The organism is Nocardioides salsibiostraticola (genome assembly GCF_054783655.1).
On sequence record NZ_BAAGQD010000001.1, the window covers coordinates 35,456 to 46,561 of the forward strand.

Here is an 11,106-nt window from a genome sequence, read left to right on the forward strand (position 1 = left end):
CCCCTCATCCGGCACTCCCCGGGCTGCGGTGCCACAGAGCACGTGAGACCTGTTTGGTGGGTTCCCCGGCGGGCCCGATATCGGAGTAGGGCGACATCTTGGAGCCGTTGGAGTGCACCAGCACCCGTCGCTGGGCGGGTTCCTCACCCAGGCGGGGAGGCACGATCGCCAGTTGCTCGTGCACCGCCTCGATCCCGTGGTGCTGCCAATGCGCGTGCAACGCCGAGAGTTCCCAACAGCCGGTGGCTCGTAGCGAGACCCCCCGGTGGCCGGTTCGCCGCAGAACACCTCGGACCACCAGCAGCCAGGAGTGGAAGACCGTTGTGGCGTACGAGCCCTGGGCGTCCTCGAAGAACGTCGCGTCGACCGGTCCGGTGGAGTCGTCGAGGGTCAGGAACACCACCCGGCGGCCCGACCGGATCGGTGGGGTCTGGGTGGCGACCTTGACGCCGGCGACCAGGATCTCCGAGTGGCTGCGGCGACTCAGCAGCTCGGCGCTGCGGGTGATGCCGAGCTCGTCGAGGAAGGGGGCGTAGGCATCGAGGACGTGTCGGCTGACGTCGAGTCCGAGGATCTCCAGCTCGGCGGCCGTGGACTCCGCCGCCGTCATCTCCGGGAGCCCGGAGACCTCACCCTCCCGCGGTCCGTCACCGAGATCGAGGGAGAGCTGCACCGAGGTGACCTCACTCGCGGCCGGGGTGGCGCGACTCTGTGCGGCCGCCTTCGCCCAGACCCCGGCCTCGGCCAGCGGGTGTCGCTCCGGACCCCCATCTGAGTGCTGATGCTCCTCTCGGGATCGGGAGTCCGTGCTGTTGCGTAGCGCCGCCTCCCGCACCTGTGCCGCCTGCACCGCCCGTGCGCGAGCCGGCGCCGACCCTCGCAGTCCGCGTGAGGAGCCGCGGCCACGCGCCTGCCGAGCCATCGATCTGGACTGTCGGTCCAGTTCTGCCACCTGGAGCAACAGGTCGCGGCGCGTCACCCGACCACGACGGCGTACCCCGTCGTCGGCTCCCGCCGAGGAGGGCGTGGATCCGGTCCCGTAGGTGGCGTCGAAGCCACCGGCCAGCACCAGTCGCTCCATGATCGGCCGGGAGACCCCTGTCCGGTGCCACAGATCGGTCAGCGAGGTGAAGGGTCGGGCCGCCACGATCCGGTCGACCTCGGCCTCGCTGATCCCCTTGACCTCGGAGAGGGAGAGTCGGATTCCGTAGAACCGCGAGCGGAGCTCGCCTGGTTCTACGGAACCGGATGAGCGGGCGCGAAGCGCCTCCGTGTTCTTCGGGGGGATTCCGGGGGGCGGAGCCCCCCGGAGAGGTTCCACCGAGTAGGTCTTCTCGGAGGCGTTGACGTCCAGGCCCAGCACGGTGATGCCGAGGTGCCGGGCGTCGTCGAGGATCAGTCGTTTGGGATACATCCCCGGGTCGTGGGTGAGGATCCCGGACAGGAAGTGGGCCGGCCAGTGGGTCTTGAGCCAGGCCGATTGGTAGGTGGGCAGCGCGAACGCCGCGGCGTGGGCCTTGCAGAAACCGAACGAGGCGAACGCCTCGATCACCGACCAGATCTTCTCCACCACCGGCAACGGGTAGCCCCGCCCCAGAGCCCGAGGGTGGAACCAGATCCGCACATCACTCATGCCTTCGGGGCTCCCCAGGGCCCGGCGCTTCTCGTCCGCCTCGGCGTACCCGACGCCGGTGAGTTGAGCGATCAGCTCGATGACCTGTTCGTGGAAGACGACCACCCCGTTGGTGTCGGCCAGGATCGGTCGCAGATCGGGGTGGAAGTAGACCGGCTTCTTCCACCCCTGTTTGGCTTCCAGATAGGGGGTGATCATGTCGCTCTTGACCGGGCCGGGCCGGAACAGCGAGATGTCGGCGATGATCTGGCCGAAGGTCTCGATCCCGGACTTGCCGACCAGTTCGCGTTGGCCCGGTGACTCGATCTGGAAGATCCCCAGGGTCTTGGCCGAACTGATCAGGTCATAGGTCGGCTGATCGTCGAAGGGCACCTGGACCTCGTCGTCCAGATCGATCTCGACGCCGTCGGTGCGTCGAATCTCGGCCAGGGCATGGGCCATCGAGGACTGCATCCGGATCCCGAGGACGTCGAGTTTGAGCAGACCCAACTCCTCCACGTCGTCCTTGTCGAACTGGCTCATCGGAAAACCCGCGAAACTGGCCTCGACCGGGGTGCGGTCGAGCAGGGTCGCATCGGAGAGCAACACCCCGCAGGGGTGCATCGCGATATGGCGAGGCAACCCGTCGAGGCGTTCGACCAGACCGAACATCAGGTCGAGTCGTTCCTCGGCCAGGCCGGCGGCCCGCAACTCGGGAAGATCCCGCAGGGCGGCCCGGGCGTCACGGGCCCGGATGTGGGGAAACATCTTCGCGATCGTGTCGATCTCCGCCGGCGGCATCCCCAACGCCGCCCCGACATCACGCACCGCGTGCCGGACGCGATAGGTGTCCATCATCGAGACGCACACGCATCGTTCCCCGCCGTAGGTGTCGAGGATCGCCTCATAGACCTCCAGCCGTCGCGCCGACTCCACGTCGATGTCGATGTCGGGAAGAGCGCGTCGAAGTGGTGAGAGGAAACGCTCCATCAGCAGGCCGTGGCGGATGGGATCCACCCCCGAGATCCCGAGGAGGTAGTTGACCAGGCTGCCGGCGCCGGATCCCCGAGCGGCAGAACGCACCCCCATCTGCTTGATCAGATCGGTGACGTCGCCGACGGTGAGGAAGTACGACGCGTAGCCGAGTCCCCGGATCAACTCCAGCTCGTCGTCGAGTCGCTTCCAGATCCGTTGTCGGGGGGCCGATCCGTACCGATGGCCGATCGCCCCCTCGCAGCGAGCGCGCAAGGACCCGTCTGCGTCGCCGCCTCCGAATTCTGGGAAGTGCACCTCCCCCATGCCCAGGTCACGACGCGGATCCAACGCGCACCGGTCGGCGACCGCGCGGGTCGCCGCCAACAGTGACCGGGCAGGGTCGCCACCGGACCTGCCCTGGAACCCACCGGCCCGGCAGATCTCCTCGGCGATCTCGTACATCTGCTTGCCCGACTTCAAGAAGCCCTCGGCGTTGACCCGGTCCAGATGCCGCCGATCCAGGGCCACCAGCCGTCGTGCCGCATCGAGCACGTCCACGGTGACCGCGTCGCTGCGGTCGGCGTAGCGGACCGCGTTGGTCAACACGACGCCGAGTCCGGCCCGGTCGGCGATCCTCGAGAGTCGCGCCGCGTGGGCGGTGGTGCCCGGGCCCCACCCCTGACCGGTCGCCCCCAACCGGTGGGAGACCACCTCCACCACCAGATGGGAGCGTGGCACCACCTCCTGCCACCCCCGCAGCGCGGCCGCCGCGAGGTCGTCACGACGACGGGTCACCGCAGGACCCAATCCGGAGTCGCTGCCCAGGAGAACCATCAGGTTGCTGCTCGCCAGGAGCTCACGGACCTCGTCGGTCGCCGTCTCGAGGTCGAGCACCGGAGTCCCCCGGTCCCCCGCCAACTGGACCGCCGAGATCAACCGACACACCGCAGCCCACCCTGCCCGGCCACCCCCTGGCCCGTCGGCCGACGCCAGGAACCGTGCCCGTGGCAGTCCGCCCTGCTCGACGGGCTGATCGCGGTAGGCGCCGCCTCGGACGGGGTTCCTCGTGGGGCTTCTGCTCGGGTTCTGCCCCGATGCCCACCCCACCGGTCGGTAGGCGAGGCTCACCCCCAGGACCGGGTTGATCCCGGCCTGCGAACAGGCCTTGGCGAACTTGACCGCACCGTAGGTGCCGTCCCGATCGGTCAGCGCGAGGGTGTCCATCTCCTGCTCGACGGCTCGTTCGACCAGGACGTGAGGGTGCGAGGCGCCGTACTGCAGGGAGTAGCCGGAGGCGACGTGAAGGTGGACGAACGGGTCGGACACTCAGCATCAACTCACGTGTCGGACGAGGCGCACCTGTGCGGGTGCGTGCGGAACCAGTCCGAGCATCTGCTCCACGACTCCGAGGAACCGGTCGGCGTCACGCACCAGGTCATCGGCGTCACGCTCGGTGACCACCCGGATCGATCCCGCCTCCGCCGCGGCCCGCTTCGCCGCACCGGCCGCGAAGAACCGGGCCCATTCGGCGAGTTCGGGAGCCACCTCGCTCAACAGCACCCAGGCGTTCTTCTGAGGGCGTCGTCGGGCCGGCGCCGGCTGCGCCCTCGCCGCGAGCAATGCTGCTGCCGCCCGCAGCGCGGCGACATGGGCGCAGGCGTAACGGGTCGGGATGTCGGGGGTAGCCATCGCCTCGCTCAGTGACTCCGCCGACCGGAGCAGATAGGAATGCGTGGTCGCGGGAAGGGCGTAGGGATTGGCCTGTTCCACCGGCCGGGTCGAAAGCGTCATCAGTCCACACACCCGACCAGTCGCCAGGACGCATCGGACCAGCTGAAGGAGAGGTCGAAGACGCCGCTGGAGCCGGGCACCGTCCCCATGGCACGCGAGGCCTCCACCCGCCACATCTCGCACTCCTCGAGGAGCTCCCCCATCGAACGGGGCTGGGTGGGGAGTTGGGTGGGTCCTCCCGTGGGGCCGGTCTCGGCACCGACCAGTTCCCCAACCAGTTCCCCGACCAGTTCACTGCGGGTCGCTCGTGCGTCCGCACCCAGCCACCACGGTCCGGTCTCGACCCACTGGGCCACCACCGTGCGCACCTTCCACAGCCTCCCGCGCCAGAGGAACTGCTCGGGGCCCTCCTGACCGCCTTGACCGTCCTGACCGTTCAGTCCGTCGGGCCCGGAGTTGCTCACCCAACCTCGGCGCACCTCCACCGGATCGTCGTAGCGTCGCATCGCCTTCTCCTCTCGAACCGCCCCCGAGAACAGAGCTCAGGGATGAAGGCTCGGCGGTGCAGATCGAGATCGCCTCACCGAGTCGTTCGAACGCGTGTTCGAACATCTGCAAGGTACACCCGCCCACCGACATCCCGTCAAGGACAGATCACCCAGGCTGTGGAGGACCGGGCCGATGGCCCTGCGCGAGTCGCCCTCAGGCGTCGATGGCGATGGTCGACCCGCGCAGGAAAGCGCTGGTGTCCCGGTGGAACAGCAGGGCCAGGATGACGAACTCGAGCAGGATCGAGGCGGCCGAGATCACCACGAAGACCACCGGAGGGTCCGTGCGGAGTCCGGCGACGGTCGCCAACAGGACCGCCAGCACGATCGACACCAACGAGTAGCGCGCCCAGGGGTGGGCGGTGCGCAGGAAGGGCACCAGCACCAGGATCAGCCCGGCGGTGACCAAGAACAACACCAGGGCCACCGGCACGAAGGCGGGCGGCTTGATCGCGCTGTCGATCGGGTGCCCGACCGACCAGGAGGCGATCAGATCGTCCCGGAAGACCACGACCAGCGCTGCGGTCACGGCTCCGACGAGAACCAACGCGCGCAGGCCCCAGATCGCACGGAGCACCGAATCCGGCAACTTCACTGTCTGGTTCTCCCTCGCACTGTGGACTCGTCGTGACCGACTTCCCCTATGGTCCCATCCATGGCAACCGAGCATCCTTCGATCAGTCGCTTCCGAGATGAGCATCTCCGCCGCGGTGGTGTCGGCGAGGTCGTCATCCTGCCCGACTCGGTCCACACGGCCGCACTGGCTGCCCAGGCCCTGGGCTGTGAGGTGGGGGCGATCGCGAACAGCCTGCTCTTCGACGCCGAGGGTGCTCCTGTGTTGATCCTCACCTCCGGTGCCCACCGGGTCGACACCGCGAAGGCCTCGCAGGCGATCGGCGTACCCCGGTTGTCGCGGGCGAAGCCCGACTTCGTCAAACAGCACACCGGACAGGCGATCGGCGGAGTCTCCCCCATCGCCCATCCCTCGCCGGTGCCCACCTACCTGGACTCCTGGCTCGAGCGGTACGACGTGCTGTGGGCCGCCGCCGGCCATCCCGCAGCTGTGTTCTCCACGACGTACGCCGAAATCGTGGCCATGACCGGCGCGGTGACCATCGACGTCTAGGGTCAGCGGCATGGCGAAGGTGGTGGTGATCGGCGGCGGGCTCGCCGGGATGGCGAGTGCCGCACGATTGGCCAAACTCGGCCACGAGGTGACTCTCCTGGAGTCGGGTCGGGTGCTGGGCGGAGCCATGGCACCGGTCACCCAGGACGGGTTCACCTGGCAGGGCGGCCCCACCTCGCTGATCGTTCCCGCCGTGATGCGCGATCTCTTCCGCAAGTCCGGGCGGCCCCTGGAGGCCGAACTCAAGGCGGAGTTGAAGCCGCTGGAGGTCCTGCGCGAACACCGCTTCGAGGACAAGACCTCGGTCCGCCTCCCCGGCGGGTCGGTGGTCGCCCAGGTCGCCGCCTTCGATGAGCTCGGGCCCGGGCTCGGCAAGATCTGGGCGGGGTACGTCGACTCGTTCAACGAGGTCTGGGAGACCCTGCGCCGGCACTACTTCGAGGTCCCCACCGCCGCCGCGGACCGCCCACGTGAGGTCGCTGCGCTGCTGAGCAGTCGGGAGACCCTGCACAAGCGGTTGCGTCGTCAGTTCCGCGACGAACGCCTCGCCGTGGTCGCCGGGCACCCGTTCGTCGCCCAGGGCCACGACCTGCGCAACGTGCCCGCCTGGATGGGGTTGGAGGCCTATCTCGAGCAGTGCTTCGGCGGCTGGGAGGTCCCGGGCGGCATGGGCGAACTCACCGCAGCCCTGGAGCGACGGCTGGCGACCCGCAAGGTCACCGTGCTGCTCGAGAACCAGGCGCGCGACATCGTGGTGCGCGGTGGACGAGGGGTCGCGGTCAGCACCGCGGTCGGCGAGGTGGCCGCGGACCACATCGTGTGCGCCATCGACCCTCGACGGCTACCCGCGTTGGCGTCGTACGTCGCCGCCTCGATGCCGGCCATCCCCCCGGTGATCGCTCACCTCGGGCTCGACGGCGACGTCCCCGATCTGCCGCACGAGGTGGTCCTGCACAGCGACCCGATGCTCATCGTCCGGACCGGTGGCGTCGCGCCCGAGGGCCAGCACGCCTGGACGGTGCACGGCCGCGGCAAACTGGCGGAGGACGTGCTGCGGGCACTCGCCCGACACGGCATCGACGTGCGCGAGAACATCGTCTCCCGCATCGACCTCAGTCCCCGCGAACTCGTCGAGGGGTGGGGTGGGTCTCCCATGGGAGTGATGTGGCAGGGCCGGGCCACGGTGCGCCACCGCCTCGGGCCGACCACGCCCATCCCCGGCGTGTACGCCGCTGGGGCCCACTCCACACCTGGGTCCGGCGTACACCTCGTCGGGCTCTCCGCCGCCTTGGTGGCGCAGTCGATCGGTGCGGCCTGACTCAGACGGTGATCTGATTCAGACGGTGGCCTGCAGGCCTGCGTAGATCTCTCGCGTCGCCTTGGAGCGGTTCAACGTGTAGAAGTGCAGGCCGGGCGCGCCCCGCTCGAGCAGGGTGTCGCACAACTCGGTCGCGATCGCGATGCCCTCGGCGCGAACCGCCGCCGGGTCGTCGGCCAGCGGCTCGATCCGGGCGGTCACCTCCGCGGGGATCTCGCGACCGGACAACTCCACCATCTTGCGCATGGAGTTCACGTTCAGGATGGGCATGATGCCCGGGATGATCGGGAAGTCGACGCCGATGGCCTGGCACCGTTCCACCAGGGCGAAGTAGTCATTGGCCCGCAGCACCATCTCGGTGACCGCGAAGTCCGCGCCAGCGTCGTACTTCGCCTTCATCGCGGCAGTGTCGGCGTCCAGGTCCGAGGCGTCGCGGTGCCCCTCGGGGAAGGCCGCGACCCCCACCGCCAGGTCGCTGCTCCTGCGGATGAAGGCCACCAGATCCGAGGCGTACTCGACGCCACCGGGGGTGCTGGTCCACGCGGTCCCCGGACCGGCCGGCGGATCCCCGCGCAGGGCGAGCACGTTCTGGACCCCCGCGTCGGACAACTCCCGCAGGATCCCCCCGATCTCGTCGGTCGTGTGGCCCACGCAGGTCAGGTGCGCCATCGGCACCAGGGTCGTCTCCCGGGCGATACGCCCGGTGATCGCCACCGTGCGGTCGCGGGTCGCCCCGCCGGCACCGTAGGTGACCGACACGAAGGTCGGGGACAGCGGCTCGAGCTCGCCGATGGACCTCCACAGGATCCGCTCGCCCTCGTCGTCCTTGGGCGGGAAGAACTCGAAGGAGAAGGATCGTTCACCGGCTCGGATGAGTTCGCCGATGCGGCGGCTCGCCGGCTGCTGGTCCTGAGTCATGCCCCAAGTCTATGAGGGGAGCGTCGGCCCGGCCCGATGTGTCTTACGTACGGCTACTAGTCTCGCAAACGTGAGCGTCTCTGGTGCCCCCGATCAACCGCCCGTCGATCCAGTTGACGGGTCAGACGTCCGGCCCTCTGATGGGCCCGCGGATGGGCCCTGGGACGGAACCGCCTTCCGGGCCGAGATCCAAACGACCCTGGATGCGTTCCTCGACGACCAGGCTGCTCGCCTGGCTCCCCTGGGCCCCGACGCCGAACGGCTCGTGCGGTCCGCTCGCGAAGCGGTGCGTGGGGGCAAGCGATTCCGGGCTGCGTTCTGCTGGTGGGGCTACCACGCGGCGGCCCCCGCCACGCCGGACCCGTCCGCGCTGGTGCGGGCCTGTGCGGCGCTGGAGTTGCTGCACGCGAGCGCGTTGGTCCACGACGACTACATGGACGCCTCCGACACCCGTCGTGGTCGGCCGGCCACGCACCGCGCCTTCGAGGCCGAGCACCGTCGAGACGGTTGGCGTGGGGATCCCGAGCAGTACGGCGCCGCCGCGGCGATCCTGCTCGGAGACCTGCTCCTCGGCTGGGCCGAGGAGATGCTGCGCCGGTGCGGGCTTCCCTGGGAGCGGGTCGGACCGGCACTGGAGGTTTTCGACGACTGTCGCACCGAGGTGATCGCCGGGCAGTTCCTCGATGTCTCGGTGCAGGCCCGGGGTCGGGCGGATGTCGACGCCGCGATGACGGTGCTGCGCTACAAGTCCGCCAAGTACTCCATCGAACGACCCCTGCAGATCGGCGCCGCCCTGGCCGGTGGTGGCCCGGACGTCCTGGCGCGGCTGAGTTCCTTCGGGCTCCCGGTCGGCGAGGCCTTCCAACTGCGCGACGACCTTCTCGGCGTCTTCGGCGATCCGGCGGCGACCGGCAAGCCGGCTGGCGGGGACCTGATCGAGGGCAAGCGGACGGTGTTGGTCGCCTTGGCCCTCGACGCGGCAGACCGCCAGGACGCGGCCACCCTCGACGCCGGGCTGGGGACCGACCTCTCCCCCGCGGCCGTCGACGACCTGCGTCGGATCATCGATGCCTCGGGCGCCAACGCCCAGGTCGAGGCGGTGATCGAGCAACTCACCTCGGTGGCCGTGACCGCCCTGGACCCAGACCCCTCCGGTGCGGCATCCCTGGACGAGCGGGCGTGCGGCGTACTGCGTCAGCTCGCGGCCGCCGCCACCCGTCGCACCGTCTAGCCCCACGAAGTTCGCCAGATGGGGACACGAAGTCCGCCAGATGGGGACGCGAAGTTCGCGAGATGGGGACACGAAGTCCGCCAGATGGGGACGCGAAGTTCGCGAGATGGGGACACGAAGTTCGCGAGATGGGTACGCGAGATCAGCCAGACGCGATCAAGCGCCCCATTTGACGAACCTCGGCGCCCCATTTGACGAACTTCGTGGTCAGTCGAGGAGGGGGATGTCCAGATCGGGGCCCTCGCCGCGGAGCAGGACGAGGAAGCCGGGGTTGGTGGGTTTGATGGGGTTGGTCGGGTTCGTGGAGTTGGTGTCGATGGCGCGGCCCTCGACAATGCGACGGAGAATCGAGAAAGCGCGCTCGTCGGCCCGAGCGAAGGGACCCCAGTCGTCCCACAGCAGGACCGTGGGGGTCTCCAGGTCACCCAGGCAGTCGGCCAGGGCGTCGAAGTTCGCGCCGTAGTAGTCCGGGAGGTCCAGAGCCACCCCCAGGGCGGCGAGGACCTCGGCCTTGGTCTGGGCGTAGGCGCCGTCCACTGAAGCCAGGCGCCAGCCGGCCACCTCCAAGGTGGTGGTCAGATCCTGCGCGGTGAACTCCGCGGCCCAGCGGAACATGCCTGTGGGCTCGCGGCCCGCGAGAACCGGCGCCAGTCCGCTCAACGCGCGATCCGGGAGAAGGACTCGTAGTGGTCCTGGGTCCAGTAGTACTCGTCGCTGGCACCGGTCACGATCCGGCGTGCCCCCCGATGCGAAACGCCAGGAGTGTCGACGGTGTATTCCGCGTAGTAGCCGTCGTACTCGTCGGGGAGGATCCCCTCGAAGTTCCCGAAACGGGAACCGTCCTTGTCGTAACGGAAGGGTCCTCCAGCGTCGATCCGGTCGAGGACATCCAGCGCTTCCTCAGGCAGCTCCGACTCGGAGATCAGCGGGAGTCCGGAGTCGGGGTCGACGTCCGAGGCCTCGCTTGACTCCTCGATGGGTTTCCCCGAGGAGGAGAACGTGGGCGGGGCGCTGGGCCGCACCCCTGCGCTCACGGTGGACTCCTGTGAGGGCAGGACAGCGGTCGGGGTCCCCGGGTCCCGGCCGTTGATCAGCCAGATCCCGATGGCGACGGCCAGGACGAGCAGGATGCCGAGGAACTCGCTGCGCTGTTTGTTCTTCTTCGGCTTGCGCTGCCAGTGATCGGTCGGCGTCGTCACTGCCGTGGCCTCAGAGGTCGATCGACTGTGCGCGGCGCTTGGCCTCGGACCCGCGGTTCTCGCGCAGCGCGTCGATCGGGCGACCCGGCAGGTCCTCCTGAACGATGAACAACCACGCGATGATCTCGCGGTCGTCGAAGTTCTGGTCGTGCAGCACCGTCAACAGACCCGGCAGGCCCTTGACGGGGCCGGGGCCCAGGTCGGTGTCCTGGATCAAGTCCGCCGGGATCTGCTGCCCCGCACCCTCCCGGGGTACGGCGGCCGCCAACTCGTGTTCACGGATCATGGTGCGGACGCGGGAGACCGTGACACCCAACCGTCGGGCCGCCTCGGCCCAATCGATCCAATCGGCAACGAGTGCGTCGAGGTCGGCATCGGCGAGGGGAGCGCTCATAAGCACTTGATATCACCTCAGGCACGAATCCCGGCCACCGTGAAGCGCCTGCTG

The 11,106-nt window shown here is 69.1% G+C and carries 11 protein-coding genes; 3 read left to right on the plus strand and 8 right to left on the minus strand.

The window, feature by feature from the left end; all coding sequences use genetic code 11:
* Nucleotides 1–4: 4 nt before the first annotated feature.
* The 4 genes from ACYVLV_RS00165 to ACYVLV_RS00180 form a co-directional block, all read right to left on the minus strand.
* Nucleotides 5–3,913 (minus strand): DNA polymerase III subunit alpha, encoded by a 3,909-nt coding sequence (locus ACYVLV_RS00165; protein ID WP_460806643.1) that lies wholly within the window; start codon nucleotides 3,911–3,913, stop codon nucleotides 5–7.
* 6 nt (nucleotides 3,914–3,919) lie between these two features.
* Entirely contained in the window at nucleotides 3,920–4,378 is a 459-nt protein-coding gene (locus tag ACYVLV_RS00170; protein ID WP_460806647.1) for an SAV_6107 family HEPN domain-containing protein, read from the minus strand.
* Complete coding sequence (locus ACYVLV_RS00175; protein WP_460806648.1) at nucleotides 4,378–4,824, minus strand: DUF6504 family protein; 447 nt, start codon at nucleotides 4,822–4,824, stop codon at nucleotides 4,378–4,380. The genes ACYVLV_RS00170 and ACYVLV_RS00175 overlap by 1 nt, the downstream gene beginning before the upstream one ends.
* A gap of 196 nt (nucleotides 4,825–5,020) precedes the next feature.
* On the minus strand, nucleotides 5,021–5,461 hold the full coding sequence (locus ACYVLV_RS00180) for a hypothetical protein (RefSeq protein WP_460806649.1): 441 nt from the start codon (nucleotides 5,459–5,461) through the stop codon (nucleotides 5,021–5,023).
* A gap of 60 nt (nucleotides 5,462–5,521) precedes the next feature.
* Here ACYVLV_RS00180 and ACYVLV_RS00185 point away from each other — a divergent pair, with 60 nt between their 5' ends.
* Both ACYVLV_RS00185 and ACYVLV_RS00190 read left to right on the plus strand, forming a co-directional pair.
* Nucleotides 5,522–5,992: a YbaK/EbsC family protein gene (locus tag ACYVLV_RS00185; RefSeq protein ID WP_460806650.1), complete on the plus strand. Its 471-nt coding sequence runs from the start codon at nucleotides 5,522–5,524 to the stop codon at nucleotides 5,990–5,992.
* Between the two features lie 10 nt (nucleotides 5,993–6,002).
* Nucleotides 6,003–7,310 (plus strand): phytoene desaturase family protein, encoded by a 1,308-nt coding sequence (locus ACYVLV_RS00190; RefSeq protein ID WP_460806652.1) that lies wholly within the window; start codon nucleotides 6,003–6,005, stop codon nucleotides 7,308–7,310.
* Between the two features lie 18 nt (nucleotides 7,311–7,328).
* On the opposite strand, the gene metF is transcribed toward ACYVLV_RS00190, so the two are convergent.
* On the minus strand, nucleotides 7,329–8,228 hold the full coding sequence (metF, locus tag ACYVLV_RS00195) for a methylenetetrahydrofolate reductase [NAD(P)H] (RefSeq protein ID WP_460806654.1): 900 nt from the start codon (nucleotides 8,226–8,228) through the stop codon (nucleotides 7,329–7,331).
* A gap of 70 nt (nucleotides 8,229–8,298) precedes the next feature.
* Here metF and ACYVLV_RS00200 point away from each other — a divergent pair, with 70 nt between their 5' ends.
* A complete protein-coding gene (locus ACYVLV_RS00200; protein ID WP_460806658.1) occupies nucleotides 8,299–9,459 on the plus strand; it encodes a polyprenyl synthetase family protein in 1,161 nt (386 codons plus the stop codon).
* A gap of 207 nt (nucleotides 9,460–9,666) precedes the next feature.
* On the opposite strand, the gene ACYVLV_RS00205 is transcribed toward ACYVLV_RS00200, so the two are convergent.
* From ACYVLV_RS00205 to ACYVLV_RS00215, 3 genes are read right to left on the minus strand one after another with little or no spacing between them, the layout of a single operon-like run.
* Complete coding sequence (locus ACYVLV_RS00205) at nucleotides 9,667–10,119, minus strand: barstar family protein (protein WP_460806659.1); 453 nt, start codon at nucleotides 10,117–10,119, stop codon at nucleotides 9,667–9,669.
* Nucleotides 10,116–10,658: a guanyl-specific ribonuclease gene (locus ACYVLV_RS00210; RefSeq protein WP_460806661.1), complete on the minus strand. Its 543-nt coding sequence runs from the start codon at nucleotides 10,656–10,658 to the stop codon at nucleotides 10,116–10,118. The genes ACYVLV_RS00205 and ACYVLV_RS00210 overlap by 4 nt, the downstream gene beginning before the upstream one ends.
* Nucleotides 10,659–10,668: 10 nt before the next feature.
* Nucleotides 10,669–11,052, minus strand: coding sequence for an Rv2175c family DNA-binding protein (locus tag ACYVLV_RS00215; RefSeq protein WP_460806663.1), 384 nt, complete (start codon nucleotides 11,050–11,052; stop codon nucleotides 10,669–10,671).
* Nucleotides 11,053–11,106 lie beyond the last annotated feature (54 nt).

What these genes read in the sequence shown, in the direction of transcription:
- ACYVLV_RS00170 (WP_460806647.1), bottom strand. Translation starts at nt 4,378, where the DNA reads ATGACGCTTTCGACCCGGCCGGTGGAACAGGCCAATCCCTACGCCCTT.
- ACYVLV_RS00175 (WP_460806648.1), bottom strand. Translation starts at nt 4,824, where the DNA reads ATGCGACGCTACGACGATCCGGTGGAGGTGCGCCGAGGTTGGGTGAGC.
- ACYVLV_RS00185 (WP_460806650.1), top strand. Translation starts at nt 5,522, where the DNA reads ATGGCAACCGAGCATCCTTCGATCAGTCGCTTCCGAGATGAGCATCTC.
- ACYVLV_RS00190 (WP_460806652.1), top strand. Translation starts at nt 6,003, where the DNA reads ATGGCGAAGGTGGTGGTGATCGGCGGCGGGCTCGCCGGGATGGCGAGT.
- metF (WP_460806654.1), bottom strand. Translation starts at nt 8,228, where the DNA reads ATGACTCAGGACCAGCAGCCGGCGAGCCGCCGCATCGGCGAACTCATC.
- ACYVLV_RS00215 (WP_460806663.1), bottom strand. Translation starts at nt 11,052, where the DNA reads ATGAGCGCTCCCCTCGCCGATGCCGACCTCGACGCACTCGTTGCCGAT.